Below are 26,218 nucleotides of genomic sequence, written 5' to 3'. Positions count from 1 at the left end.
ATGCCTCCTTCCCAAGCACACCACGCCGTCGTCATCGGTGGCGGGCCAGCCGGTTTGATGGCCGCTGAAACGCTGGTCGCGGCCGGTGTCCGCGTCGATCTGTACGATGCCATGCCCTCGGTCGGCCGCAAATTCCTGCTCGCCGGAAAAGGTGGCCTGAACCTGACGCACGCCGAACCCGCGCCGGCGTTCCAGTCCCGTTATGCCGAACGCGGCCCTGCCCTGCAACCCATGCTCGATGCATTCGATGCCACGACATTGCGCGCGTGGTGCGATGGCCTCGGGATTGCGACCTTTGTTGGCTCGTCGGGACGCATTTTTCCGGTTGACATGAAAGCCGCGCCGCTCCTGCGCGCCTGGCTGCATCGCTTGCGCGACGCGGGTGTGCGCTTTCATATGCGCCATACGTGGCGCGGCTGGGATGCCGATGGCGCACTGGTATTTGATCATCCGGACGGTGTGCTGACCTGCCAGCCGGACGCGGTCGTGCTGGCACTCGGTGGCGGCAGCTGGAAGCGTCTCGGTTCGACCGGCGCCTGGGTGCCGTGGCTGGGCGAAAGAGGGATCGCCGTCGCTCCGCTGCAAGCGTCCAACTGTGGCTTCGATGTCGGCTGGACACCCCACTTCACGGAAAAATTCGCCGGTCATCCGCTGAAGTCCATCGTCATCCACTGGACCGATGGAGCGGGTGTCGCGCACAGCCGCGCCGGCGAATGCATGATCAGCGCCAATGGCATCGAAGGCAGTCTGGTTTATGCGATTTCAGCGACCTTGCGCGACCAGATTAACGCCAACGGTTCGGTCACGATTCGACTTGATCTGACACCGGGCAAGGATGCCGACCGGGTCCTGGCGGAAGTCGATCATCCGCGCGGATCGCGCTCGCTGGCCAGTCACCTGCAAAGCCGGGTCGGACTGACGGGAGTCAAGATGGGGTTGCTGCGCGAACTGCTGGAAAAACCAGCATTCGCCAATCCGCTGGCACTGGCTGGCGCAATCAAGTCATTACCGCTAACACTGACAGCAGTCCGTCCGATCGACGAAGCCATCAGCAGTGCCGGTGGCGTGCGCTTTGAAGGACTGGATGCCGGCTTGATGACGCAGGCAGTACCTGGCGTATTTTGCGCAGGCGAAATGCTCGACTGGGAAGCGCCGACTGGCGGCTACCTGCTCACCGCTTGCTTCGGCACCGGACGCCATGCGGCGCGCGGTGTCTTGCAATGGCTGGATCAGAAACCGTAAAGCTCTTTCATGCGGGTTGCTGACGGATCGGGCGGGATGATCCGCTCGCCGAAGATACCTGTTTCAAACGGGGGTGGCGTGGCTCCCGGCTCGTCGAGACCGAGCGAGCGCACTCCGCCACCCTGCGCATATTCGTTATAAGCCCAATCGCCATAGTCACGATTGAGGCCTCCCGGCACACCTTGCAGCGCCATCGGTTTGCCGCGTAACTCGGACTGCATGAAGCTCATCCAGACCGGCAATGCCAGCGTCGAACCGAATTCGCGACTACCCAGCGACTTCGGATTGTCATATCCCATCCAGGCGACCGCGACCATGTCACCGCCGTAACCGGCAAACCAGCCATCAATGGAATCGTTCGTGGTGCCGGTCTTGCCTGCCAGGTCGGTGCGTCCGAGTCGAGAGGCGGCGGCACCCGTGCCGTAACGCGTCACGTCGCGCAGCATGCTGTCCATGATGAACGCATTGCGGGCATCGATTACCCGGACTGACTCCTCGCCCACCAGTACCGGCTTGGCCTGCGATAACAACTTGCCGCGTGCATCGGTCACCGTCTGGATCAGATAAGGCGAGACCTGATAACCACCGTTGGCAAACACCGCGTAAGCGCCGGCCATCTGACCGGGCGTGACCAGCCCTGTTCCCAGTGCCAGCGTCAGATTATTGGGCTGCTTGTTGACATCAAATCCAAAGCGTCCCATGTGGTCCCGCGCCGCCTGGGCGGTGATGGCCTGCAGCACGCGGACCGAGACCACGTTCTTCGACTTGGCCAGCGCCATGCGCATCGTGACCGGGCCATCGTAGACGTTGTCGTCATTTTGCGGCTCCCATAATGGCGTGCCGCCTACGGCGGGAATGGAGAGTGGCGCATCGTTGATCAGCGTGCCGGGACCAAAACCTTTTTCCAGTGCCGCCGAATAAATGAATGGCTTGATACTCGAACCCGGTTGTCGCCATGCCTGCGTGACGTGATCGAACTTGTTCAGATTGAAATCGAAGCCACCCACCAGCGCACGGTAGGCACCGCTTTGCGGATCGAGCGCAACGAATGCGGCGGAGACATTGGGTAACTGGACGATGCTCCAGCGCTGTTTGTCATCCTCACTGATGCGAATCACCGAACCCGGAACGATGCGCAAGGCTGCCGCCGATTTGGTATTGAGTCCGGCCGCAGCGAAGCGCAAGCCGTCGCCGCTGAGTTCGATGCTGTCACCCGACAGCAGGGTCGCGCGGACCAGTTTTGGCGACGCGGCCGTTACCACCGCAGCGCGCAATTCATCGCTGTCCGGATGTTTGTCCAGCACGGCATCGATGGCATCCTGACGCTCTTCGTCGTCCGACGGCAGCGTGATCACGGCTTCCGGACCACGATAGCCATGACGACGTTCGTAATTCATCACACCGCGCCGCAAGGCCTGGTACGCGGCATCCTGATCCTTGGACCGCAAGGTGGTCACCACATCAAAACCACTCGTGTAAATATCGTCCTTGTACTCCGCAAACATGATCTTGCGCACCATTTCAGCGGCGTACTCGGCATGAATCGCGTAGGACTTGCCGGAAGGGCGAACCTTGATGTCTTCGTCCACGGCTTGCTGATATTGCTCTGCCGTGATGAAGTTGAGCTCACGCATGCGTTGCAAGATGTATTGCTGACGAAGATGGGCACGCTTGGGATTGACGACCGGGTTATAGGCCGAAGGCGCTTTCGGCAAACCTGCCAGCATCGCGAACTGCGCGACGCTGAGTTGCTCCAGCTGCTTGCCAAAATACGTTTTTGCCGCACTGCCAAAACCATAGGAACGCTGGCCAAGATAGATTTCATTCAAGTACAACTCGAGGATCTGGTCTTTCGACAAGGTCCGTTCGATTTTGTAAGACAGCATGATCTCGTTCATCTTGCGGCTCAGCGTCTTGTCGCGGGTCAGGAAAAAATTACGTGCGACCTGCATCGTGATGGTCGATGCACCCTGCGCCGAACCGCCGCCGAGGTCATTGACGACGGCGCGCAGCAGACCCACGAAATCGACGCCGCCATGCTCGTAGAACCGGCTATCCTCGATTGCCAGCACCGCATTTTTCATCTGCACCGGAATCTGTTTGATCGGCAGAAAATTACGATGCTCTTCCCCGAACTCACCGATCAGCACGTTGTCGGCAGTGAAGACACGCAGCGGAATCTTCGGCTTGTAGTCGGTCACTCTGTCGAGCGAGGGCATGTTGGGAGCGATGATCAGAAACGCATAGCCGAGAAGCAAGGAAACAGTCAGTGCTCCCAGCCCGCACAGGCCTAGAAAGGCGATAAGCAGTTTGTATTTTAAGGATCGGGAAGTGCGTTTCGGAGAACGTCCGGGAGCGGGTCGGGTCAAGGTGATATGGACACGGTGGGAGTGCCGGTCAGGTAGGAAAGCAGTGAAAAGGAATCGATACGGATTAAGGTTCGACCTCCGAAGGACAAAAGTATAGACCAGTTTTTTATGCCATCCGCGATCGTTACCTTTTCATACAGCATGAAGCCAAATTGGGCTCGCGATCTATTCCTGCCTCAAAAACCGAACGGTGTTCTGAGATGACATCGAATCGGAGGCGGTGATGCACTCGCTAGACGGGTGGGACCAGCGGCTTGGCAGAGGTGCTTTGTCCTTGACTACTGCGGATTTCATGAACAACTGAGCGGTGAAGATGGAGCAAAAGACGACGAACACTAAGATATCGCCGTGCAGACGATTACAGTAATAAAGGCAAATTGTGATTATCAATAAATCGGCAATTATTATGAATATTTGGACTTATGGCGTTTGATTCAACATACTAATTAAGTGAACAATTTGGATGTGTAATTGCGGCAAATCTCGTTCAACGGTCCTGAACACGACTTCAAGATCAACATTAAAATATCCGTGAGAGAGTGCATTACGCATATCGTAAGCATCAATCAACGGCAGGTAGGAATGCTCAGCAGCAAAATCTGGATAATTACGTTCAATATTTCGGCTAGCTTCACCGATAATTTCAAAATTCCGAATCACGCCATCTTGAACTAAACTATTAGATAAAAAACCGCTCTCATCGAGATCACAGGTATATCGTTGAATACGCTCAATTGACTCTTGAATGTGTCCCAAAAAATCGCTGATCAGCAGCTTTTTGTGACTCATATTGCTACGGCTTCAGATAGCACCTCGATCCGGATTTTTTCGGGAAGTCCCCTTGGCGTGAGAATATCTACAGCGACACCTAGCAGTAATCGAAGTTCTCGGCGCATGGCACCAATATCAAAAAAAGTCGTTTCTGGCATTGGATCAATTAATATATCCAGATCACTTTTTTCTGTATCTTCGCCTCGAACGGTAGAACCGAAAACACGCGGATTTAAACCGTGATGAGCGAAAATTATCGCCCTTATTTTTTCTCTGTGTTGAATTAGTGCGTCAGATGGTTTCATGATTTTCCTTCGTCGCTGTAAGACCATCAGCCACCATCACTGGTGACAGTAGATTGGATCGATTACTCGGTCAGAAACTGTCAATTTCACTTAACAAAATAGTTTTATGTCCGTAGTCAATCACACATCTGCACAAATTCTATGCAATTTTGTGCCGCGTGGCCAAGGTGACATGGCGAAAAGCTACAGTTGAACTTACTTCAGCAAAAAGACGATGTTGGCCTGACCAAACTCTCGCCATTTTACTCAGTCACTGTTGCGCCGACCTGTTTATATCTCTCACTGGGATGTAAGCGGCGAACAATCGGCATAGGGGCGGTCAGTATAACTGGCCGGTCCCCTGCCACACCACCCGGCATGCGGGTCCGCACCGGGCGGTTCGAGTCGTTGAGGTCAAGACAGGCGAGGTACTCCCAGTCGGTCGAAATAGCCGATAGTCATCACTGTTTTCAGCAATCTATCGCTGTTGCGCCACCAGCGGCGGCTATTGACCGCCACTTGTTTTGCCACCGACGGTGCCGCCCCAAGGTTCAGCAGTTCCCGATACATGGTTGTTCCACGTTTCCAGTGCTTGAGCTGGATAGCCCGCAGCCTGTGACGCAGCCATTCATCAAGTCTCCGCCAGACCCTGGGAGTCTGCGCCAGATTGAAGTAGCCTTTCCACCCCAGCATATAGGAACGAAGTCGCTGTATCGTTTGGGCCATACTGCGCCCGGCGGAACGGCCGGTCAGCTCCCGAATCCGTTGTTTAAACGTTTCCAGGGGCTTCTTGGCCACCTTGCGTTTGACTTCGCCCCCACGCGCCACCCAGAGGCTATAACCGAGAAACTTGCGACCGAAGACGCTGGCCACAGCACTCTTGCTTTCGTTGACCACGAGGTGCAACTTGGCATAACAGCGCCGTAGCAGCGCCATCACTCGCGCACCCGCCCGCACGCTGCGCACATACACGTTCGCATCGTCGGCGTAGCGCGCGAAGCGATGGCCGCGCCGTTCTAGTTCCTTGTCCACTTCATCGAGCATCACGTTGGCCAGTAGCGGACTCAAGGGACCGCCCTGCGGCGTTCCCTCGCGGCGTGATTGCACCACGCCACCCTCCATGATGCCGCTGTTCAGATACGCACGGACCAGCCGGATCACTCCTGCGTCGTCGAGGCGTTTGCGCAGACGGTCGATCAGGATGTCATGATTGACCCTGTCGAAGAATTTCGACAAGTCAACATCAACCACGACACGCAGACCGGATTGGACATACGCTTGAGCGGCTAACACCGCGTCTTGCGCACGCCTTCCCGGACGAAAGCCGTAGCTATGCTCGCTAAAAGTGGGGTCAAGTATCGGTTGCAGCACCTGTAGCAGTGCTTGCTGGATGAGGCGATCCGTCACCGTCGGAATGCCAAGCTCACGCTCGCCACCATCAGGTTTCGGGATCGTCACCCGACGCACCGGACTAGGCCGATACGTCCCTGCCAGCAGTTGTTCCCGGATGTCCGGCCACGCAGTCGCCAGATGGCGCGAGGTCTGGTTGATATCCAGTCCATCCACGCCAGCCGCTCCCTTGTTGGCACGCACACGCTTGAACGCCCGCCGCAGGTTCTCTGTCGTCAGCGCCGCTTGCAGCAGCGCTGACCCCGTGCCTCCGGTTGCATGTCGCGGGCAGAACGCTTCGTCGCTGGAGGCATCAGGCATGGCTTCACCGCGCCCATCGGCCTCCCGCCCCGCATTGGCGGGCATCTGACGCGTTGCTTTCTGCATCGACATATCGGAATCACTCCTACTCGTTCGGTCCTTCGTCGGCGGGGTTGAGCCTCTCCGGCGCTACCTCCGACTACTATGACCTCTGCTGAGACCCCGCTCCGACTCACATCGTCGCCCTTTCAGGCACAAGGCGGGGCGTCCCCAGGTAAGGGCCGCACTCCTTCATCACACAACCGCCGCATCTACGCCGCCTGATCCTTGACCACAAGAGCTTCGCGGTTTCCGGCCCGCTCGCCCTGATCGGCAGCGCCTTCTATGCGGTTCTTGTCCATCGGCTCATGATTTATGCTCCACGCTTCCTTTCCACACTCGGTCACCCTCGTGCAGTTGCGCTTCACTTCGTTCGCTGTGGTCAGCTTACGGCGGGACTTTCACCCGCAGGAGTGCGCCCATGCTGGGCGCACCAGGAATAAAAATGCCCCGATCAACGAGGCATTTTGAGCATCAACAAGGCTGGAAACTGACACTTCGCTTTTACCAACTTTGGAAGCATTCCTGTCAGGGCATACAGGGTGGCCATTGGCACTGCATCTGGTTTTAATCAAAAACAATTTCGAGGGATACGTTTCTCGCAGAACCTATCAGGCCGTCGTATTGATATTGCGCCCCAGATTGGATGGCAAATTGCTGGTGGTAGGTACGGCCGGCAAGGCATCGAGTAAGGCGCTAGCGGTGGACGCATCATTATCAAGCGCTCTTTTGAGGACCGCGATACCGATGGCCTGCTGGGTTTTCTCCGTGGACAAATTCGTGGACAGACTGGCTGTGGAACTAACGTTCATGATGCTCTCCGGTAATTACTGCACTAACACGATAACGGCACGCGCACTCCACGACTTTAACCGTCAGGCCACAATTTTTTCAGTCATTCACGACTATCTACCTGAAGTTAAAAAGCATCGCCGCGGCGATGCTTTTCGGACAGTGCACCTAGTGTCAGTTAAATGTCTTGCCTTCAGCAGCCAGTTTTACCAGCAATGGAGCCGGAGCCCAGGCATCACCGTGTCGACCCTTGGCCAGCTTTTCCATCGCCATCAGCACGTTCGGCAAGCCGACCGTATCCGCGTAAAACATCGGTCCGCCACGAAACACCGGGAAGCCATAACCGGTCAGATAGACCATGTCGATATCCGAGGCGCGCATCGCGATCCCTTCTTCGAGGATATGCGCCGCTTCATTGACCAGCGAGTACACCAGCCGCTCGATGATTTCCTGATCGCTGATCTTGCGGCGCTCGACACCGATGTCGGCCGAGTGCTGGATGATCATGTCGTTGACGAGCGACGAGGCATACGCCTTGCGATCGCCAGCCTTGTAGTCGTACCAGCCGGCACCGGTCTTCTGACCATAGCGACCCAGTTCGCACAGCAGATCGGCGGTCTTTGAATAAATGATCTCTGGCTTTTCAACGTAACGCCGCTTGCGGATATACCAGCCGATATCATTGCCGGCCAGATCGCCCATGCGGAACGGTCCCATCGCAAAGCCGAACTTCTCGACCGCCTTGTCGACTTGCTCCGGCAACGCGCCCTCTTCGATCAGGAATCCGGCCTGACGGCTGTATTGCTCGATCATCCGGTTGCCGATAAAACCGTCACAGACACCCGAGACCACACCGGTCTTCTTGATCTTCTTCGACAGCGCCAGCGTGGTCGCCAGCACGTCCTTGGCGGTGGCCTTGCCGCGCACGATTTCGAGCAGCTTCATGACGTTGGCCGGACTGAAAAAGTGGGTACCGATCACATCTTGCGGGCGCTTCGTGAACGAGGCGATCTGGTCGACATCGAGCGTCGAGGTGTTCGAGGCCAGAATCGCGCCTTGCTTCATGACTTCATCAAGCTTGCGGAACACGGTTTCCTTGACGCCCATGTCTTCAAAGACGGCTTCAACGACGATGTCGGCCTGACCGATATCGGCGTAGTTCAGCGTGCCGCTGATCATGCCGACGCGCTGGTCAAATTTCTCTTGCGTCAGCTTGCCCTTCTTCATCGTGTTTTCGTAGTTCTTGCGAATCGTCGCAATGCCCTTGTCGAGCGCTTCCTGCCTGGTCTCGAGCAGCATCACCGGAATACCGGCATTGACAAAGTTCATCGCAATGCCGCCCCCCATTGTGCCGGCACCGATCACGGCAGCCGACTTGATTGCACGCACCGGTGTATCGGCCGGCACATCCGGGATTTTGCTGGCAGCACGTTCGCCGAAGAAGGCATGGCGCAGCGCTTTCGATTCGGTGGTCTGGACCAGTTCGATGAACAGGTTACGTTCAAACTTGATGCCATCATCAAATTTCATCGTGACCGAAGCGGCCACCGCCTCGACGCATTTCAGCGGTGCCGGATACGGTCCCGACATGGCCTTGACGGTATTGCGGGAGAACTGCAGGAAGGCTTCGTAGTTCGGATAGTCGACCTTGACGTCACGCACTTTTGGCAGCGGCCGGGCATCGGCAACACTGTCGGCGAAGGCCAGCGCACCTTCCATCAGATCGCCATCAATGAGCTTGCTGAACAATGCGGTGTGCGCCAGTTTTTCGGAGGCGATCGGGGTGCCCGAGACGATCATGTTCAGCGCCAGTTCGAGACCAACTGCCCGTGGCAAACGTTGCGTGCCACCCGCGCCCGGCAAGATGCCGAGCTTGACTTCCGGCAGCGCGATCTGCGCACCCGGACTCGCGACGCGGTAATGACAACCCAGCGCCAGCTCCAGCCCGCCGCCCATGCACACGCTATGGATCGCGGCGATGACCGGCTTGCTGGCGGACTCGACGACCTCGATCAGGGTATGTAACGATGGCTCGGCAAACGCGCTTGGCGAATTGAATTCCTTGATATCAGCGCCACCGGAAAAAGCCTTGCCGGCACCAGTGAGAATGATGGCCTTGACGGCTGCATCGGCGAGGGCTTTCTGCACGCCGGCAACGACTGCCGTGCGGGTCGACAGACCCAGTCCGTTGACCGGAGGATTGTCGAGGGTAATGATGGCAACCGCGCCATGGACCTGGTATTGAGCTGTCATGTCTCTTCCTTGTAGTTGGGTGTCGTTGGGGCAATCCCGGCAGGCAATCCGGAATGCTTGCAGCTAACTGTCCGTCTTTTTCGCCTTGCACTATACCCTGAAAAGAACGGTCGTCTTATTTTTTGACAAGGGATTTTTTGCCTTGCCTCGGACAATGCCGCTTGCCCGATTGGCGGAGGTTTGGTCTTTCAATGCCAATGCGTGGAGACGACACGCGCTGTCCTGCCGCGAGACCGCATGTCCTGCGGTAAAATACGGCCCCGCTTTGGCGAACACCTACGAAGACCCTGCCCCATGCTGCGACTGAACGAAATCCAACTTCCGCTCGACCATCCCGAGACCGCCCTGCAAGATGCGGTGCTGGCGCGACTGGGCATCACGGCTGAGGAGTTGGTCCGTATCAGCGTCTTCAAACGCAGTTATGACGCCCGCAAGAAAAACGCCATCCTGATGATTTATTCGCTGGATGTGGAAGTCACCGATGAACCGGCCGTGCTGCAACGCGTCGGCGGCAACCGGCTCGTGATGCCCGCACCCGACACCAGCTACCATTTTGTCGCTACCGCACCCGCCCACCTGCGCACGCGCCCGCTGGTCATCGGCACTGGCCCCTGCGGTTTGTTTGCCGGGTTGATCCTCGCGCAAATGGGCTTCAAGCCGATCATCCTCGAACGCGGCAAGTCAGTGCGCGAGCGGACCAAGGATACCTTCGGCCTGTGGCGCAAACGCGAGCTGCATCCGGAATCGAACGTGCAGTTCGGCGAAGGCGGCGCCGGGACTTTTTCGGATGGCAAGCTGTACAGCCAGATCAAGGATTCAAAACATTTCGGGCGCAAGGTGCTGATGGAATTCGTCAAGGCCGGTGCGCCACCGGAAATCGTCTTCGTCAGCAAGCCCCACATCGGCACCTTCCGGCTGGTCAAGATGGTCGAGGAAATGCGCGCCACCATCGAGGGTCTGGGTGGTGAATTCCGATTCCAGAGCCGGGTCGATGACTTGCTCATCGAGAATGGACAGATACAGGGCCTGACCCTGTCCGATGGCACCACGCTGCTCAGCGACCACATCGTGCTGGCCATCGGTCACAGCGCGCGTGACACCTTTGAAATGCTGGATCGATGCGGCGTCTACATCGAAGCCAAAGCCTTTTCGGTCGGCTTTCGCATCGAGCATCCACAATCGGTAATCGACCGCAGCCGGCTTGGGCCCAATGCCGGACACCCGGTACTCGGCGCAGCCGATTACAAGCTGGTCCATCACGCCAGCAACGGCCGCTCGGTCTACAGCTTCTGCATGTGCCCCGGCGGCACCGTAGTGGCCGCTGCCTCCGAACCGGGACGCGTCGTCACCAACGGCATGAGCCAGTATTCGCGCAACGAGCGCAACGCCAACAGCGGGATCGTGGTCGGCATCACGCCCGCCGATTATCCGGGCGGACCATTGGCCGGACTAGAATTCCAGCGGCATTGGGAATCGCAAGCCTACGAACTGGGCGGCCGCAATTACAGTGCTCCCGGCCAGCTGGTCGGTGACTTCATTGCCGATCGCCCATCGGTAGCGCTGGGTGCCGTGACGCCGTCCTATACGCCAGGTGTGCAATTGGGCGATCTCAATACCGCGCTGCCGCGTTATGCGATCGACGCGATCCGCGAAGCCTTGCCCGAATTCGACAAGCAGATCCACGGCTTCGCGATGCAGGATGCGGTGCTGACCGGCGTCGAGACGCGGACCTCGTCACCGATCCGTATCAAGCGCAACGAGCATGACTGCCAGAGCATCAATACGGTCGGCCTGTTTCCTGCCGGAGAGGGTGCAGGTTACGCCGGCGGCATCCTGTCCGCGGCGGTCGATGGCATCAAGGTCGCCGAAGCGGTAGCGTTAAGTATCATGGCTCGCCAGCCACAATAACGCGACGAAATTAGCAGGTCGGCCACAATCGAGTAGCGTACCTGCCTTAGCGTTTCGCAGCGCGCTTGATGCGCCAGTCGAGCCCCTCGGCGATATCGGCATGCTCGAATTTTCTGGCAAGGTCGATGGCGGTCATGCCGGCATCATTCTTGAGCGTCACATCGGCACCTTCGTCGAGCAACAACTTGACGGTGAGAATATGGCCGCTGCGCGCCGCCATCATGATCGGCGTGGTCTTGTTCGGTGACTCGGCATCGATATACGCATAGCGGTCCAGCAGCAATTGCACGATGTCATTGGCACCCACCGCAGCCGCATAATGCAGCGCCGTCCAGCCGGGTCGATTGACTTCGGCCTTGTGGTCCAGCAGCGCTTGTACGGCGGCAATATCGGCCTTGTAAGCTGCCGTCATCAACGCGGTATCGCCATTGCGTGCACGCATCTCCAGATCGACGTTGGGTGCCTTCAGCAATACCTCGACGACCCGCGTGCTGTCACTGCGCAAGGCGATCATCAGTCCCGTCTCGCCCCGCTCCGGGTCAACCGAGTTGGGATCGAAACCGCGCTGCAGCAAGTCGCTGACCTTGCTGCCATTGTTATTCCGAACTGCGAAAAAAAACTCCTCGTAGGAACCTGCCGATACCGGCAAGATCACTGCTACCAGCAGCAAGCCAAGCCACTCCCGTCGATGCCACTGTTTCATCGCGCCATTCCAAACAGCTTGAAAAAATTCTCGGTAGTCTGTCGCGCTACTTGCTCGACCGGTACGCCTTTCAAGCTGGCGATAAATTCGGCGACATGGCGCACCAGACCCGGCTCGTTCATCTTGCCGCGATGCGGCACCGGTGCCAGATACGGCGAATCGGTTTCGATCAGCATGTTTTCCAGCGGCACGGCTAGCGCGACGGCCTGCAATTCCCGGGCGCTCTTGAACGTCACGATGCCGGAAAATGAAATATAGAAGCCCATCGCAATGGCCGCCTCGGCCACGGCCAGCGATTCGGTAAAGCAGTGCATGACGCCGCCCGCTCCGCCGGCATTGGTCCCGGCACCCTCTTCTTGCATGATGCGGATGGTGTCCTCGGAGGACGCGCGGGTGTGGATGATGAGTGGTTTGCCAGTCGCCCGCGATGCGCGGATATGCACCCGGAAGCGTTCACGCTGCCACTCCAGATCACCGGTCAGTCGAAAATAATCCAGCCCGGTTTCGCCGATGGCGACGATCTTCGGATGGTTGGATAGCGCCACGAGTTGCTCGACGCTCGGCTCGGGCGTGTCGACATAATCGGGATGCACACCAACCGAGGCGTAAATATGGTCATAGCGATCGGCCAGATCAAGCACCTGCGGAAAGTCGGGCAGATCAACCGAGACGCATAACGCATGCGTGACCTTGTTCTCGGCCATCTTGTCGAAAATTTCCGGCAGGCGGGCGGCCAGTTCGGGGAAGTTGATATGGCAGTGGGAGTCGATATACATGGCGCGATTGTACCCGTCTCGTTCCGACCTCAGCCGACCCGCTTGCCGACGATGATCAAGTCGCGCTCAATCCCGTCGAGCGTTGCCACGCCGGGCATCTCTGCCCAGCGCGCAAAACCGAAGCGATCGAACAAGGCCAGGCTCGCCACGTTGTGGCCAAAGATAAATCCCAGCAAGGTGTGCACCGCGATGCGTGGTGCGAACGCAATCGCTTCGGTCAGCAGGTAGCGTCCCAGGCCTTTGCCACGCGCTGCTTCATCGATGTAAATCGACAGTTCGGCCGTGCCGGAATAGGCTGGACGGCCATAAAAATTGGAATACGACAGCCAGCCAATCACATGACCGCGACTGTCCTCGACCACCCACAGCGGACGTCGCTGCGGATCGTGCTCGGCAAACCACGCCAGGCGCGATTCAACCGTGATCGGGTCGGTGTCGGCGGTGACTTCACGCGAGGCGACAGTACTGTTGTAAATGGCGACGATGACAGGCAGGTCGGCAATCATGGCAAGACGGTGAGTCAGTGACATCGGCAGATGGTTCCTAAAGACTGGTGGACAGCGAACTGGATTTACAGCGTGTGGGTTACAGCGTGCGGGTTACAGCGTGTGTGTAGCGCGCGACGAACCGAGTGCCGCGCCAAGTAATTCTTCGATGCGCTGGCGGACGCGCACGCCGCTATCGTCAGCCGGCAAATGCACGCCGATGCCCTGCGCCTTGTTGTTGTTGGCACCGGCTGGCGTGATCCAGGCAACCTTGCCGGCAATCGGGTATTTGCTCGGGTCATCCATCAGGCTGAGGATCAGGTAGATTTCATCACCGAGTCGGTAGGTTTTGTTGGTTGGCACGAAGATCCCGGCATTCGTCAGGAACGGCATATACGCCGCATACAGCGCGGATTTTTCCTTGATCGCCAATGACAGGACCGATGGCCTACCGACACCTGTCGCTGCTGCGGGAAGTTCTGCCATGAACAAAGCGTCCTAAGAAAAGAGATGCGAATAGTCGAGCAACATATCCTCGATGAACAATCTGGCTGCCAACGGGTGCTGTGCAATCGCACGACGCTCGCGGGTCAGGTCGATGGCTTTTAACAAGTCCGGCAGCGCCACCCTGGCCCCCAGTGCAATAAGTTCATCGCGCCTGCGTGGATAATAGCGGACTTTACCGCTGAGCTTGACTGAAAACATATCGTGCAACCAGCGTTGCAAGCACACGACGAGTTCCACCACGGGTGTTTTCTGCAATTTCTCGGCCACTTTCAGCGCCGCCTCGACCGATGGCCGTGCCAGCATTCCCAGCAATTCATCCTGATGATCATGCGAACCCGCCTGCGCCAGTTCACGCGCCGCCAGCGGTGCACCGCCCTGTTCGGCCAGCCACATGTCGCCATCCCTGACCTGCTGTTGCGCTAGCCAGGCCAGCGCCACCGCCGTCGATGGCGTCGGCAACGCAAACTGGCGACAGCGCGACAGGATAGTTGGCAGCAACCGGTCCAGGCTGTTCGAGACCATCAGGAAGACCGTATCCGGCGGCGGCTCTTCCAGCGTTTTGAGCAGCGCATTGGCCGAGATCGTGTTCAAGGCTTCGGCCGGATACAGCAGCACCACGCGTTTGCCGCTGCGATGGGTCGAGATATTCATGAAATCGGCCAGCGCGCGGATCTGTTCGATGCGGATTTCCTTCGACGGCGTTTTGCTGGACTTGGCGGTTTTCTTTTCATCACCGGCATCGACATCTTCGCTGTCATCGGCGACATCGCCACCGTCCAGTATTTCCGGCCGTACGCGCCGGTAATCGGGATGGGCATAGTGCCCGAACCAGCCGCACGACAGGCACGACCCGCATGCACGACCATCGGCCAGCGGACTCTCGCACAACAGCGATGCCGCGTACGCTTCGGCGAAATCAGTCTTGCCGACGCCTCTGTTTCCATGCAAGAGAATGGCGTGCGGCAGCCGACCGCGCAGTGCGTGCAACTGCTGCCAGGCATCCTGTTGCCACGGGTAGATCGTCATCGCCATGGGTTGTCTTGTCGCGTGGAGCACATCATCAAGCAAACACTTTCCTGTTCAGTTTCACAAATGGGCAACGATTGCCGCCAAGTCCTGGCGCACCGCGTCCATCGATTGCGTCGAATCGATGATCCGGAACCGCGCCGGAAACTGCGCGGCGCGGCGTAAATATTCGCCGCGCACACCGGCAAAAAAATCCTCTTGCTCCTGCTCGAACTTGTCCAGCGAACGGGTCGCATCGAGTCGTCGGCGCGCCACATCGAGCGGTACATCGAACAGCAAGGTCAGGTCCGGTTGCACATGCGGATGGACCCACTGTTCGAGCTGCTCCAGCTTGGCCCGCGACAAATGCCGCCCGCCGCCCTGATAAGCAAAGGTCGCATCGGTGAACCGATCCGAAATCACCCAGTCGCCGCGTGCCAGTGCCGGTTCGATGACTTGCGCAAGATGCTCGCGACGACTGGCAAACATCAGCAGCGCTTCGGTTTCGAGGTGCATCTTCTGGTGCAGCAGCACCGTGCGCAATTGCTCGCCAAGTGCTGTGCCGCCGGGCTCGCGTGTACTCGTCACGCGAATCCCGCGCGCCACCAGCAAGTCGACCACGAAGCTGATATGACTGGACTTGCCGGCACCGTCGATGCCTTCAAAGGTAATGAATCTGGGTTTGATGGGAGAGGACATCGGATAATTTCTAACGCTGATAGCGGTTGACTGCGCGATTGTGGTCGGGCAGGTTACTGGAAAAAACACTGGTGCCATCGCCCCGCGCCACAAAGTACAGCGCATCGGTGCGCTCCGGCCGAAGCGCCGCACGCAATGCGTCATTACCCGGCAAGGCGATCGGCGACGGCGGCAAACCCACCCGCAAATACGTGTTGAACGGGGTGTCTGTCAGCAGATCACGCTTGCGAATATTGCCCTTGAATTTGTCGCCCATGCCATAGATGACGGTCGGATCGGTTTGCAGCAGCATGCCCTTCTTCAGGCGATTGACGAACACGCCGGCAATGAGCCCGCGCTCGGCTTTCTGCCCGGTTTCTTTTTCGATGATCGAGGCCATCGTTAGCGCCTCGTAAGGTGTCTTGTACGGCAGCGTCAGGTCGCGTTGCGCCCAGGCCTGCTCTAGCCGTTTCAGCAGTTCGGCATGCGCCTGCCGGTAGACCTGCAGGTCACTCGCGCCTTTGGCGTACAAGTAGGTATCAGGAAAAAAAAGCCCTTCCGGTACGTTGAACTCGGTCGTGACTTTGGCGAGTAATTCCTTGTCAGTCAGCGCTAGCGTATCGTGTTTCAGAGCGGGATTATCGGCCACGGCCTGACGCATCTGGCGGAATGTCCAGCCCTCGATGACGACCAGCGACTCCTGCGCAAATTCGCCACGCACCAGTTGCCCGATCAATCGCTGCGGCGTCGTTCCGGGCTTGATTGCATAGTGACCAGCCTTGATCTGGCCCTCCTTGCCGGTCAACCGCACCAGTGCTTCAAACAGCAAAGGTTGCAACGGAATTTGCCGGGCCGCAATTTGATCCGCGACGCTGCGCAGGCTGCTGCCGGGTTCGATGGCGAAATCCATCGCAAGTTGTCCCGGTGCCAAAACAGGTTGCGCTGCCCAGTAAGCAAAGCCCCCCGCCGCACCCAATATCGCCACGATGAACAGCCAAAATAGTGTCTTCAGAAATCGCATCAGTTTCCGGGTTCCGACACGATGTCATCCCCGCATCTATAATCAACCCTGAATGATAAGCGCATAACCCAGAACCTTACGGACTTTATAAGGGAATCCATGACCACCTGGCACCAATTCATCGAGCAGGAAAACCCGCTGTCCGACGCGCCCGCGGCTCGGCCCGACACGGCGTCCGACAGCTTCTTTTCTGCATTGACCGACCTCGGCCTGATCGCCTTCGAAGGCGATGATGCCGCCAATTTTCTGCATAACCAACTGACCAATGATGTCGAGCACCTCGGTACGGACGAGGCCCGCCTGGCCGGTTACTGCACACCGAAAGGCCGCCTGCTGGCGTCCTTCCTGATGTGGCGCAGCGCCAGCGCGATCATTCTTGAACTGGCACGCGACATCCAGCCTGCCATCCAGAAGCGCCTGCAAATGTTCGTCCTGCGCGCCAAGGCAAAAAGCACCGACGTCACCGAAGCGCACGCCGTCATCGGACTTGGCGGTAACGCTGTTGGACCCGCACTGGCAAGCTGGTTTCCGCTACTGCCGGCCGCGCCCTACGCGAAGGTCGAGACCGCCGCTGGCACGCTGATCCGTCTGGCTGAGGCTGGCGCGATGGCGCGCTATCAATGGATCACGACACCGGAGACAGCCATCGCCGCGTGGCCGCAATTGAAAACAACCCTGCATCAAGCCGGTATCGAACACTGGCGCTTGACCGAAATCCTCGCCGCTGTACCGCACATCACGCTGGCCACCCAGGAAAGATTTGTCCCGCAAATGGTCAATCTGGAAGCCCTCGGCGGTGTCAATTTCCGCAAAGGCTGCTACCCCGGCCAGGAAATCGTCGCGCGCAGCCAGTATCTGGGCAAGCTCAAGCGCCGCATGCTGCCAGCCTCGGTCAATGCACCGGAAGTCGCCGCCGGCATGGAAGTATTTGCCGCAGGCGACCTCGAACAACCATGCGGCATGATCGTCAATGCCGCACGCGACCAGGCCGGCCTGTTTCACTGCCTGGTTGAAATCAAGACCGCCACTCTGGACACCGACACCGTCCATCTGGGCGCGCAAGGCCCTGCTCTGCACTTCACTGCCCTGCCTTACGCACTGCCTGACACCGTTTGATCAATGGAGACACGCATTGCCATGGATATCTACGTCTATTACTCAATCCGCACCGATGATGCGGCACTGGCCCGACAGCGGGTCGACAGCTTGCAGCAGCGACTCAACGCTGGCTACGATATTCGTTCCCAGTTGCGCCGCCGACCGGAAGAAAAAAACGGTCTGCAAACCTGGATGGAAATTTACCTTGCCGTCCCGACGGGTTTCGAGGATGTCATCGAACGCGCCGCGGCCGAAGAAGGCGTCACCGCGATGGCCCAGGGACATCGTCACGTCGAGCAATTCGTGGAGGTGACGGTATGTGCCTGATTACTTTTGCCTGGCATGTGGTTCCCGGCATGCCACTGATCGCAACCGGCAACCGCGACGAATATCACAACCGTCCCGCAGCAGCCGCCGGATGGTGGAGCGACAGCCCGCTGGTTTTTGCCGGGCGCGACCTGCAAGGCGGCGGCACCTGGATGGGCATTACCCAGACCGGGCGCTTCGCCGCCCTGACCAATGTCCGCGCTCCGGGTGATGACCGCGATGGTGCCAGATCTCGTGGCGAACTGGCGGCTGATTTTCTGACCGGAACCATGACTGCGCAAGCCTACGTCGCGCAACTGGCGCAGGCCAGTGACGACTACAACGGCTTTAACCTGCTGGTAGGTGACCAGCATGAACTGATCTGGTATTCAAACCGGGCGGCCGACGATGTGCGCAACGGGCAACCGATTACGCCGGGAATCTATGGTCTGTCGAATGCCCGCCTCGATACACCGTGGCCGAAAGTAGTCCGCACCAAGGCCGAGTTTGCCAGTCTGCTGTGCCAGGGCGCGACCGATGAAGCGTTTTTTGAAATGCTGACAGACACCCGCCAGGCGTCCGACTGCCGCTTGCCGCACACCGGACTACCGCTCGAACTGGAACGTGCGTTGTCCGCGGTATGCATCGAGACCCCGGACTATGGCACCCGCTCGTCGACCATTGCCCGACTCGATACCACCGATAGGGCCTCGCTGAGCGAGCGGGTTATTTGCTGAGGCGCTAACCAACCAAGCGTTCTCTGAAACAATCCGGCCGTCTCGCCCAGTGCGACGCGGCCGGATTTTTTTGCGCGTCACGGAACTGCGGTGCGGGCGGCGGTTACTCAACGAAGACACTTTCGTCAGCCGCGTCCCGGGAGAGGGGCATTGCATGGAGCATCAGACAAATGAGGAACTCAGGCATTAACACTGGCGCACCCAATCCAGCCCTCGGTTGGACGGCAATGCCAGGCGCAGCGCCGGAATCATCGGAGCTTCCTTCACCCCTATCGCCTCTGCGATCAGAGAGCAACGATCCCATAGCCGCCATTCCCGATTCAAATAAGACGGCCCAAAAAGTCGATAAGCTCAACGCGAATCTGCAAGCGAAAATCGAGGCACTCTTTGCCACATTACAAGCTGAAATCAAAAAGAAAAGTACCGAGGCTGTCAGCAAACTGAACAATAAAGTTCAAGTACAAGCGCCTGATGTGCCCGATGTGTCTGATGTGCCTGATGCCGCCGATCACGTGACGATGTCCCCTCCCACACAAGAGGAACATAATCCTGGCCCGCCTGAACAGCAAAGCGCCCCTGCGCCAGTCAATGTCAAACCGACACCCGGCAAAAAGACCACCATGTCCGAGGCAATAAGCAATGCCTTTTCAGGACGGGCCGGCACGATCGCCGGGGCGATGGTGTTCGGCTTGGTGGCCGTCAGTGCCATCACCCTGATGTCAGCCTTCCCGCCGATACTCCTGTTCGGGGCTTTATTCGGACTTGCCGTCGCTGCAGAAATGGCGAAGCCTGTCAGGGAATTTCAGGCTGACTTGCGCAAACAGCGCGAGGAAGAAAAGCTGGATTCCAAACTGGACGAGGAGGAGGAGGATATCGAAGTACAAGAGCAACCGTCGCCACTTCCGCATGTGCCGACGACTCCACTCCCGCCACCGCTTCCCGCCGTTCCCACACAGCCACCGCACGCCAGGCCCGTTAATCAACCTGACAAACCGATAGCAATGGCACAGCATTATCCATCCTGATGACGAACCCACCCCTTCTGCTGGCCACCGCCAACCAACCACCGCTATACTCTCCGGCGGCTGAGCCACCCCGGCGCAGCCGTTGTTCCGATTGCGACGAGAGGGCTTCACCTTGCGCTTCATCCACACCTCGGACTGGCATCTGGGCCAGACCCTGCATCACTTTGAACGCGGTGCCGAACACCAGCACTTCCTCGACTGGCTGATCGATACGCTGGAGACCGAACAGGCCGAGGGCTTGCTGATCTGCGGCGATGTATTCGACAATGCCAATCCGTCGGCCGCCTCGCAAAAACAGTTGTATCGTTTCCTGCAGCAAGCCAAACAGCGCATCCCGCATCTGAACATCGTCCTCATCGCGGGCAACCATGATTCGCCGGGCCGGCTCGAAGCGCCTGCGCCACTGCTGGCCAGCCTCGACGCCAGCGTCATCGGCTTTGTGCCGCGTCATGCCGATGGCAGCATCGATGTCGCCCGCCTCGTGGTGCCGCTGAAAAACCGTGCCGGCGACATTGCAGCATGGTGCCTCGCGATTCCATTCCTGCGACCCGGCGACGTACCGCGCGTTGAGGGCGATGGCGAGAGCGATCCGTACATGGCCGGCATCGCGCTGTTGTACCGGCAAGTACTCGACCATGCACTGACTTTGCGCCAGCCCGGTCAGGCCATCATCGCGCTAGGCCACTGCCACATGATCGGTGGCGATGTCTCGGAAGATTCCGAGCGCCGCATCGTCATCGGCGGCACCGAAGCACTGTCGGCCGGCATCTTCGATGCGGCCATTGCCTATGCCGCGCTGGGCCATTTGCATCTGGCGCAGCGGGTCGCCAAACAGGATCACCTGCGCTATTGCGGCAGTCCGCTGCCGATGTCATTTGCCGAGATCGGCTATCCGCATCAGGTATTGCGGGTCGACCTCGATGGCGAACGCGTCGCCGCCATCACCACGTTACCTATTCCGCGTGCCGTCGAACTGCTGCGTATTCCGAAGCAACCGGCACCGCTCGCCGAGGTGCTCATCGCGCTGGCCGCGCTCGATCTGCCCGCCACCGATGACCTGCAACAGATGCCGTATCTGGAAGTGCGTGTGCGTCTCGATGCACCCGAACCGGGTTTGCGGGCGACCATCGAAGCCGTGCTCGACGGCAAGCCGGTGCGTCTGGCCCGCATCGACACCAGCATGGCGGCCTCCACCACTGCCGGCGCGCCCGCGATGTCGGTCGATGAACTCGATCGCCTGCAACCCGAAGACATTTTCAATCGTCTGTACCGCAGCAAATATGACACCGACACACCGGCACCCTTGCAAGCCGCGTTTGCCGAACTGCTGCTCGCTGCAACCGGAGACGGCGCATGAAAATCCTCGCGATTCGCGGTCGCAATCTGGCTTCGCTGGCGGGCGACTTTGCCGTCGATTTTGAACAGGAGCCACTGAAATCAGCCGGCCTGTTTGCGATCTCGGGACCGACCGGTGCCGGCAAGAGCACATTGCTCGATGCGCTGTGCATGGCGCTGTATGAAGACACGCCGCGCCTGATCAAGGCGGGCAACCGCAACCTGCCCGATGTCGGCGACGCCAATGTCACGCAGCAGGATCCCCGCAACCTGCTGCGGCGCGGCTGCGCCGAAGGCCATGCCGAAGTCGATTTCATCGGCAATGATGCGCAGCACTACCGCGCCCGCTGGAGCGTGCGGCGCGCGCGTGGCAAGACCAGCGGCAGCCTGCAGAAAACCACGATGACCCTGCAGCGCCTGCCCGATCTGCAACTACTGGGCGGCACCAACAAGGAAGTCCTGAGCGAGATCGTCGTGCGGATCGGCCTGTCGTTCGAGCAGTTCACGCGCGCCGTGCTGCTGGCGCAAAACGAATTCTCGGCCTTCCTGAAAGCCGACGACAACGAGCGCGGCGAACTGCTCGAAACGCTGACCGGCAGTGCGATTTACAGCACGCTGTCGCAGCGCGCATTTGGCCGCAATCGCGACGAGCAAGCCGCCATGCAGCGCGTCACGGACAGGCTGGACGACCAGCGCCCGCTGGACGACGAAGCACGCAGCAAGCTCGATGCGGATAGTGCCGTCGCCGATGCGGCGCTGACTGCACTCGACGTGCAACTCGCCGCTGCGACCACGCGCCTGCGCTGGTATCAGGACGACGACAAATTGCGCCTGGCCGAAGAGCGCGCACAGGCGCAGTGGCAGCAGGATATCGACGCGCAGCACGCGGCGGCACCGCGTCGCGCCGAACTGCAATTGCTCGATACCATCCAGCCGGCACGCAGTCTGGTCAACGACATCGACCGGCTGGCAAGCGCTGTCGAACAGGACCGACTGGCGATCACGACCAGCCGTGCATCAGTGGACAACGCCACGCTTGAGCAGGTGCGGTCTGACGAGTTGCTGACGCAAGCACAAGCGGCGCTCGTAACCGCCGAGCAGGCGCAGCAAGTCGCCGCGCCGATACTCGATCAGGCCAAGTCGCTCGATGCCCGCATCGATGCGCTACTGCCTGCGCAAGAGCGCGCACAACAGGCTCACAGCGAGGCGACCCGCAACGCCGGGCAGGCGCGTCTGCTAGTCCAGAGCCGGCAAGGCCAGATCGACGCCGCCCGCCAAGCGCAGCAGGAACACGCATTGTGGCTGGACCAGAACGCACAGTGGCAGGCACTGGCGCAAGACTGGTCGCGCGCCGATTTGCTGCTCGGCCAGGCCACGCACAGCGATGCCGAAGTGCAGCGCAACGGGCAACTGCTGGCCACGCTGGCGGCGGATCAGGCGCAGCAAACCACCGTGCAAGCGCGCACCGCCAGCGCCCTCGCGCAGGCAGCGCAGCAACTGGCCGACACCACACAAGCGCGTCAACTGGCCGTGCAACAGCATGGCGCGATCGACCTTGCGGCATGGCAGACCCGCAAGGACCAGCTCGCGCTGCGCCGCGAGCGCTGGCGCAGCGGCGAGCAACTCTGGCGCACGCTGAGCGAACAGCAGGCCCGCGCACAAGTACTCGAGAACCAATGCCGCACCAGCCTGCAAACCGCCATCGACGCCGAAGCCGGCGCCGCCCAAGCCGACACGCGCAGCACGGCGCTGGCTGCAGCAATGGAGCAAGCTGAACGAGCGCTCAAACATGCCGAGGCTGCCTGCACTGCCAGTGTCGAAAGTCTGCGTGCGGCATTGACCGATGACGCGCCCTGCCCGGTCTGCGGCGCGACCGATCATCCGTATGTGCAGGCCAATGCGCCGCTGCATGCGCTGCTGGAAAAACTGCACGCCGATGTCGCCGTGTGCCGCCAACAGCACCAGCAGGCCCGGCACGCGCAGGCGACCCTGAGCGCGCAAGCCGGCGCACAGCGCCAGCATCTTTTGTCCATCGCGCCGGAGCTGCAGCAACTGCGACAACTGCTCGACCAGCTGCAACGCGACTGGGCCGCCCATCCGGTCGCACTTGCACTGAGAACGTCGGCGGCATCGACTTGGTTCGATAACGAACAGAGCGCACTCGATACCGAGCTGGCGGCAATCGGTGTGCACGACGCCGAACTGCAACGTCTTGACCACCTGCGTCATGTGGCGCAAGCCGCGTTCGAGCAAGCCGTCGCTGCCCACGCTACCTGCAAGGATGCGGCCAACGCAGCCAGCACCCGACTCGACGCGCTGCATGCCGGGCAGCACGTCGCCAGCACGCAATTGTCGCAGGCACGACAGCGACTCGACCACGCGCTCGATCAGCTCGACGCGGTTTTTGCCTTGCAAGCCAACTGGCGTACCGCATGGCAAGCGGCACCGGAAGATTTTCATGTTGGCTGCGCCAACGCCGTGCGCTTGTGGCAAGAGCGCCGCAGCGCCAGCGATCAACTGACCGCGCAGTGCGCCGCGCTGACCACCGAACTGGCCACCCTGTCGGCCAGCGCAACCACGGCCGAGGCCGAGCAGCAACGCTGTCACAGCGTCTACCGATCCGGTACCGAAACGATCGACGCACTGAAAACCGAGCGCCGCATGCTGTTCGACGGCCAGCCGGTGCGCGCAATCGAAACCCGTCTTGCCAGTGCGATCACCACGGCTCGCGCCGCACTGCTGCACGCGTCGGACGCCAGCAGCACCGTGCGGCAAACGCTGGCGCGTCACACCGAAGCGCTGGCGCAAGCCACTACACGACTGGGCACGCACGAGCAGGAAGCGCACGCCGCCACGCTACGCCTCGATGCCTGGCTGGCGCATCTCGATGACACGATTGCATTGGACGCAATTCAATTGCGAGCACGATTATTGCAGTCAACCGAGCAGATTGCCGCCCTGCGAACTGCGCTGCACACGCTCGACAGCGCGGTCCAGCAAGCCGCCGCCATGCTGCGCGATCGCCATGAACAGCGCGCCCTCCACCGGCAACAGCGCCCGCTTGCCGACGCCGAAGAATCACAGGACGCCTTGCAACTACTCCAGCAAACACTGACCGCCGAGCGCCAGCTCGCCCACGCCAGCGCCACCGAACTGCACCTCTCGCTGCGCCAGGACCAAGCACGACGCCTCGCCGCCACCGGCTTGCTCGACGCGCTGGCCGCACAAGAAGCCACCTGTCGCGTCTGGGCCCAATTGAACGACCTGATCGGCTCGGCAGACGGCAAAAAGTTACGCAACGTCGCGCAGCAAACCACGCTCGATGTCTTGCTCGGTTACGCCAATCGCCATCTGCAATCACTGGCAAAGCGCTACCGTCTGCAACGCCTGCCCGACTCGCTGGGGTTGATCGTGATCGACCAGGACATGGGCGATGAACTCCGCTCAGTCCACTCGCTGTCGGGCGGTGAATCGTTTCTCGTCTCGCTGGCACTGGCGCTGGGACTGGCCTCGCTGTCATCGAACCGGGTCCGGGTCGAATCGCTATTCATCGACGAAGGCTTCGGCAGTCTCGATGCCGAAACTCTGCGGGTAGCCATGGACGCGCTCGATGGTTTGCAGGCAATGGGCCGCAAGGTTGGCGTGATTTCGCATGTGCAGGAAATGACCGAGCGGATTGCGACCAAGGTCCTGGTAGAACGCATGGCCGGAGGAAGCAGTCGCATCGCGGTGGGGTGATGACACAACAGCCGGTTTTTTTTAAAGGTTGGCCACGCCCCAAAACATCATGCGCACCGCCACGACCAAACAGGTAGGTTGCAATAATCGGAGGGCATTGCACCCTGCGAGCGGATGGAACTTTGCGGTGAAGTGTGGCGACTCAACTAGGACGCGCTATTTCTGATCGGATCACCAGCCTCGAGGATTCTTTGATGAACCCTATTTCAACCACGCTTCCAAGAACCACTCCCCTCTCTCGCGGCGCTGCCACTGACCGTATTGATTTGCGCCCGGTTACCAATAAACCGGAGAACGCGTCATCGCCTGGGCAAACAACAAAAAAGGCGCCGGACAACTTTGCGCCAAGCAACCCAAAAATAACTGAAGAAATACGCAGCATGTCGCCAGCCGTGCACGAAACGGTGTCCGAACAACTCAGTGAAGCGCATAAAAAAATAGCCGAGCTCGAACTCAAGCTTCAGGCAGCAACCAGCGGCGCACATCCATCCACCGCGAACAGCACCGCGCCAACGGCACAGGGCAAACTGAAAAAAATGGCAGGTGCCATCAAAAACGCTTTCAACAACGCCCCATGGGAGGCAATAGGAAAAGGGGGGCTGTATGCCGCTGCAGGCGTCGCCGGTTTCGCTCTGGCAGCCAATCCGATTGGCGCAATTGGCCTGGCGGTCAGTTGCATTGGCATGGTCATGGGATCGCCTTTGCTCCCTATGCTGGTAGGTGCCGCTGCGGTTTACCAAATGCACCAATTAATAGGGAAAAAACCGGATGAGGCCAGCGATACCGACGACACGGAGGCAGAAAATCAGACCTGCCATACCTGTCATACCGAGACCGCCGCGCAAGAAAATCAGGCCGGCCATACCGGAACGGCCGCGGCCGGACATCATGGCACCGTTCCGTTCAGCCAGAGCCTCGGACCTCACCCTGCGTGACAGGCAGCAATCCCATCCAGCCACCAACGACATGATCCGCACAGGCGCACCCGACTATCGATTCCCTTCACGAGACTGCTCCCATGGACAACGCCGATAACCCTGACCAACCCGACACGGCCGAAGCCCCGTTCGACCCGGTCGCCTTCGCTGCCCTGGTCGCCGATCCGGCCAGGATTCCTGTCTTGCGTGCCATCCAGAAGCAGGCGCACGCCTTGCTCGACCAGGCGGTCAATGACCTGATCGCCGCGCTCGGCCAGACCGAACCGCTGCAAACATTAGGACGCCAAACCGGCGTGACGGATGTGCGTGCACTCGCCACAGCGTCCCGTTCGTCAACGTCGGCTGCAGCGGATCGTCGCAAGTTTGCGCGCGACATCATTATTTCCGGAATGTTGAATCGCAAGAATGACGAGTGGGACATGACCGACGCATCGACCTATCAGAGCGAAACCCGCGACCCGATCGTGGCCTTGTTGCGCATGCCGATGCTGTGACAGG

At 59.5% G+C, this 26,218-nt stretch carries 23 protein-coding genes; 10 read left to right on the top strand and 13 right to left on the bottom strand.

Going from position 1 to position 26,218, the window contains the following annotated elements; translation table 11 throughout:
- Window positions 1-1,242 carry a TIGR03862 family flavoprotein gene (locus tag QN370_RS03095; RefSeq protein ID WP_322125672.1) on the top strand — a complete coding sequence of 414 codons (1,242 nt, stop codon included), beginning with the start codon at window positions 1-3 and terminating at the stop codon, window positions 1,240-1,242.
- On the opposite strand, the gene QN370_RS03090 is transcribed toward QN370_RS03095, so the two are convergent.
- The 6 genes from QN370_RS03090 to QN370_RS03065 form a co-directional block, all read right to left on the bottom strand.
- Window positions 1,230-3,500, bottom strand: coding sequence for a penicillin-binding protein 1A (locus QN370_RS03090; protein WP_416172093.1), 2,271 nt, complete (start codon window positions 3,498-3,500; stop codon window positions 1,230-1,232). The two genes, QN370_RS03095 and QN370_RS03090, sit on opposite strands and share 13 nt — an antisense overlap.
- Before the next feature lie 531 nt (window positions 3,501-4,031).
- Window positions 4,032-4,400 carry a DUF86 domain-containing protein gene (locus tag QN370_RS03085; protein WP_322125671.1) on the bottom strand — a complete coding sequence of 123 codons (369 nt, stop codon included), beginning with the start codon at window positions 4,398-4,400 and terminating at the stop codon, window positions 4,032-4,034.
- Entirely contained in the window at window positions 4,397-4,687 is a 291-nt protein-coding gene (locus tag QN370_RS03080; RefSeq protein WP_322125670.1) for a nucleotidyltransferase family protein, read from the bottom strand. Before QN370_RS03080 ends, QN370_RS03085 begins: the two co-directional genes overlap by 4 nt.
- Window positions 4,688-5,080: 393 nt before the next feature.
- Window positions 5,081-6,448, bottom strand: a complete 1,368-nt coding sequence (gene ltrA / locus QN370_RS03075; protein WP_322125669.1) for a group II intron reverse transcriptase/maturase — start codon at window positions 6,446-6,448, stop codon at window positions 5,081-5,083.
- A 578-nt stretch (window positions 6,449-7,026) separates the two neighbouring features.
- Window positions 7,027-7,227, bottom strand: coding sequence for a YjfB family protein (locus QN370_RS03070; protein WP_322125668.1), 201 nt, complete (start codon window positions 7,225-7,227; stop codon window positions 7,027-7,029).
- A 154-nt stretch (window positions 7,228-7,381) separates the two neighbouring features.
- Window positions 7,382-9,460, bottom strand: coding sequence for a 3-hydroxyacyl-CoA dehydrogenase NAD-binding domain-containing protein (locus tag QN370_RS03065; protein ID WP_322125667.1), 2,079 nt, complete (start codon window positions 9,458-9,460; stop codon window positions 7,382-7,384).
- 294 nt (window positions 9,461-9,754) lie between these two features.
- Between QN370_RS03065 and QN370_RS03060 the strand changes: the two genes are divergently transcribed.
- Window positions 9,755-11,368, top strand: a complete 1,614-nt coding sequence (locus QN370_RS03060; protein WP_322125666.1) for an NAD(P)/FAD-dependent oxidoreductase — start codon at window positions 9,755-9,757, stop codon at window positions 11,366-11,368.
- A 46-nt stretch (window positions 11,369-11,414) separates the two neighbouring features.
- Here QN370_RS03060 and QN370_RS03055 read toward each other — a convergent pair whose 3' ends face one another.
- From QN370_RS03055 to mltG, 7 genes are all read right to left on the bottom strand, one after another.
- The gene (locus QN370_RS03055) at window positions 11,415-12,071 is read right to left on the bottom strand and encodes an ankyrin repeat domain-containing protein (RefSeq protein WP_322125665.1); all 657 of its coding nucleotides are present in this window, start codon (window positions 12,069-12,071) and stop codon (window positions 11,415-11,417) included.
- Window positions 12,068-12,847 carry a TatD family hydrolase gene (locus QN370_RS03050; protein ID WP_322125664.1) on the bottom strand — a complete coding sequence of 260 codons (780 nt, stop codon included), beginning with the start codon at window positions 12,845-12,847 and terminating at the stop codon, window positions 12,068-12,070. The genes QN370_RS03055 and QN370_RS03050 overlap by 4 nt, the downstream gene beginning before the upstream one ends.
- A gap of 29 nt (window positions 12,848-12,876) precedes the next feature.
- A complete protein-coding gene (locus tag QN370_RS03045) occupies window positions 12,877-13,377 on the bottom strand; it encodes an N-acetyltransferase family protein (RefSeq protein WP_322125663.1) in 501 nt (166 codons plus the stop codon).
- A gap of 69 nt (window positions 13,378-13,446) precedes the next feature.
- Window positions 13,447-13,818, bottom strand: coding sequence for a PilZ domain-containing protein (locus tag QN370_RS03040; protein WP_322125662.1), 372 nt, complete (start codon window positions 13,816-13,818; stop codon window positions 13,447-13,449).
- A 12-nt stretch (window positions 13,819-13,830) separates the two neighbouring features.
- Window positions 13,831-14,871, bottom strand: a complete 1,041-nt coding sequence (locus QN370_RS03035; RefSeq protein WP_322125661.1) for a DNA polymerase III subunit delta' — start codon at window positions 14,869-14,871, stop codon at window positions 13,831-13,833.
- Window positions 14,872-14,925: 54 nt separating this feature from the next.
- Window positions 14,926-15,543 carry a dTMP kinase gene (tmk, locus tag QN370_RS03030; protein ID WP_322125660.1) on the bottom strand — a complete coding sequence of 206 codons (618 nt, stop codon included), beginning with the start codon at window positions 15,541-15,543 and terminating at the stop codon, window positions 14,926-14,928.
- A gap of 10 nt (window positions 15,544-15,553) precedes the next feature.
- Window positions 15,554-16,543, bottom strand: coding sequence for an endolytic transglycosylase MltG (gene mltG / locus QN370_RS03025; RefSeq protein ID WP_322125659.1), 990 nt, complete (start codon window positions 16,541-16,543; stop codon window positions 15,554-15,556).
- Between the two features lie 99 nt (window positions 16,544-16,642).
- Here mltG and QN370_RS03020 point away from each other — a divergent pair, with 99 nt between their 5' ends.
- From QN370_RS03020 to QN370_RS02985, 8 genes are all read left to right on the top strand, one after another.
- Window positions 16,643-17,659: a folate-binding protein gene (locus QN370_RS03020; protein ID WP_322125658.1), complete on the top strand. Its 1,017-nt coding sequence runs from the start codon at window positions 16,643-16,645 to the stop codon at window positions 17,657-17,659.
- Window positions 17,660-17,680: 21 nt separating this feature from the next.
- Entirely contained in the window at window positions 17,681-17,968 is a 288-nt protein-coding gene (locus tag QN370_RS03015; RefSeq protein WP_322125657.1) for a DUF4936 family protein, read from the top strand.
- The gene (locus QN370_RS03010) at window positions 17,959-18,684 is read left to right on the top strand and encodes an NRDE family protein (protein ID WP_322125656.1); all 726 of its coding nucleotides are present in this window, start codon (window positions 17,959-17,961) and stop codon (window positions 18,682-18,684) included. Before QN370_RS03015 ends, QN370_RS03010 begins: the two co-directional genes overlap by 10 nt.
- 170 nt (window positions 18,685-18,854) lie before the next feature.
- Complete coding sequence (locus tag QN370_RS03005; RefSeq protein ID WP_322125655.1) at window positions 18,855-19,709, top strand: hypothetical protein; 855 nt, start codon at window positions 18,855-18,857, stop codon at window positions 19,707-19,709.
- Between the two features lie 112 nt (window positions 19,710-19,821).
- Entirely contained in the window at window positions 19,822-21,066 is a 1,245-nt protein-coding gene (locus QN370_RS03000) for an exonuclease SbcCD subunit D C-terminal domain-containing protein (RefSeq protein ID WP_322125860.1), read from the top strand.
- On the top strand, window positions 21,063-24,782 hold the full coding sequence (locus QN370_RS02995) for an AAA family ATPase (protein WP_322125654.1): 3,720 nt from the start codon (window positions 21,063-21,065) through the stop codon (window positions 24,780-24,782). Before QN370_RS03000 ends, QN370_RS02995 begins: the two co-directional genes overlap by 4 nt.
- Window positions 24,783-24,976: 194 nt before the next feature.
- On the top strand, window positions 24,977-25,717 hold the full coding sequence (locus QN370_RS02990) for a hypothetical protein (RefSeq protein ID WP_322125653.1): 741 nt from the start codon (window positions 24,977-24,979) through the stop codon (window positions 25,715-25,717).
- 83 nt (window positions 25,718-25,800) lie between these two features.
- On the top strand, window positions 25,801-26,214 hold the full coding sequence (locus tag QN370_RS02985) for a hypothetical protein (protein WP_322125652.1): 414 nt from the start codon (window positions 25,801-25,803) through the stop codon (window positions 26,212-26,214).
- Window positions 26,215-26,218: the final 4 nt, after the last annotated feature.

Origin of the sequence: Actimicrobium sp. CCI2.3, assembly GCF_035019065.1 — a bacterium.
Taxonomy (GTDB): domain Bacteria; phylum Pseudomonadota; class Gammaproteobacteria; order Burkholderiales; family Burkholderiaceae_D; genus Actimicrobium.
The sequence above is the reverse complement of the archived record's forward strand: the minus strand, read 5'-3'. Positions and strand labels throughout refer to the sequence as shown.

What these genes read in the sequence shown, in the direction of transcription:
- QN370_RS02985 (WP_322125652.1), top strand. Translation starts at nt 25,801, where the DNA reads ATGGACAACGCCGATAACCCTGACCAACCCGACACGGCCGAAGCCCCG.
- QN370_RS03095 (WP_322125672.1), top strand. Translation starts at nt 1, where the DNA reads ATGCCTCCTTCCCAAGCACACCACGCCGTCGTCATCGGTGGCGGGCCA.
- mltG (WP_322125659.1), bottom strand. Translation starts at nt 16,543, where the DNA reads ATGCGATTTCTGAAGACACTATTTTGGCTGTTCATCGTGGCGATATTG.
- QN370_RS03005 (WP_322125655.1), top strand. Translation starts at nt 18,855, where the DNA reads ATGAGGAACTCAGGCATTAACACTGGCGCACCCAATCCAGCCCTCGGT.
- tmk (WP_322125660.1), bottom strand. Translation starts at nt 15,543, where the DNA reads ATGTCCTCTCCCATCAAACCCAGATTCATTACCTTTGAAGGCATCGAC.
- QN370_RS03065 (WP_322125667.1), bottom strand. Translation starts at nt 9,460, where the DNA reads ATGACAGCTCAATACCAGGTCCATGGCGCGGTTGCCATCATTACCCTC.
- QN370_RS03050 (WP_322125664.1), bottom strand. Translation starts at nt 12,847, where the DNA reads ATGTATATCGACTCCCACTGCCATATCAACTTCCCCGAACTGGCCGCC.
- QN370_RS03085 (WP_322125671.1), bottom strand. Translation starts at nt 4,400, where the DNA reads ATGAGTCACAAAAAGCTGCTGATCAGCGATTTTTTGGGACACATTCAA.
- QN370_RS03055 (WP_322125665.1), bottom strand. Translation starts at nt 12,071, where the DNA reads ATGAAACAGTGGCATCGACGGGAGTGGCTTGGCTTGCTGCTGGTAGCA.
- QN370_RS03045 (WP_322125663.1), bottom strand. Translation starts at nt 13,377, where the DNA reads ATGTCACTGACTCACCGTCTTGCCATGATTGCCGACCTGCCTGTCATC.
- QN370_RS03020 (WP_322125658.1), top strand. Translation starts at nt 16,643, where the DNA reads ATGACCACCTGGCACCAATTCATCGAGCAGGAAAACCCGCTGTCCGAC.
- QN370_RS03015 (WP_322125657.1), top strand. Translation starts at nt 17,681, where the DNA reads ATGGATATCTACGTCTATTACTCAATCCGCACCGATGATGCGGCACTG.
- QN370_RS03035 (WP_322125661.1), bottom strand. Translation starts at nt 14,871, where the DNA reads ATGGCGATGACGATCTACCCGTGGCAACAGGATGCCTGGCAGCAGTTG.
- QN370_RS02990 (WP_322125653.1), top strand. Translation starts at nt 24,977, where the DNA reads ATGAACCCTATTTCAACCACGCTTCCAAGAACCACTCCCCTCTCTCGC.
- QN370_RS03060 (WP_322125666.1), top strand. Translation starts at nt 9,755, where the DNA reads ATGCTGCGACTGAACGAAATCCAACTTCCGCTCGACCATCCCGAGACC.
- QN370_RS03010 (WP_322125656.1), top strand. Translation starts at nt 17,959, where the DNA reads ATGTGCCTGATTACTTTTGCCTGGCATGTGGTTCCCGGCATGCCACTG.
- ltrA (WP_322125669.1), bottom strand. Translation starts at nt 6,448, where the DNA reads ATGTCGATGCAGAAAGCAACGCGTCAGATGCCCGCCAATGCGGGGCGG.
- QN370_RS03070 (WP_322125668.1), bottom strand. Translation starts at nt 7,227, where the DNA reads ATGAACGTTAGTTCCACAGCCAGTCTGTCCACGAATTTGTCCACGGAG.
- QN370_RS02995 (WP_322125654.1), top strand. Translation starts at nt 21,063, where the DNA reads ATGAAAATCCTCGCGATTCGCGGTCGCAATCTGGCTTCGCTGGCGGGC.
- QN370_RS03040 (WP_322125662.1), bottom strand. Translation starts at nt 13,818, where the DNA reads ATGGCAGAACTTCCCGCAGCAGCGACAGGTGTCGGTAGGCCATCGGTC.
- QN370_RS03080 (WP_322125670.1), bottom strand. Translation starts at nt 4,687, where the DNA reads ATGAAACCATCTGACGCACTAATTCAACACAGAGAAAAAATAAGGGCG.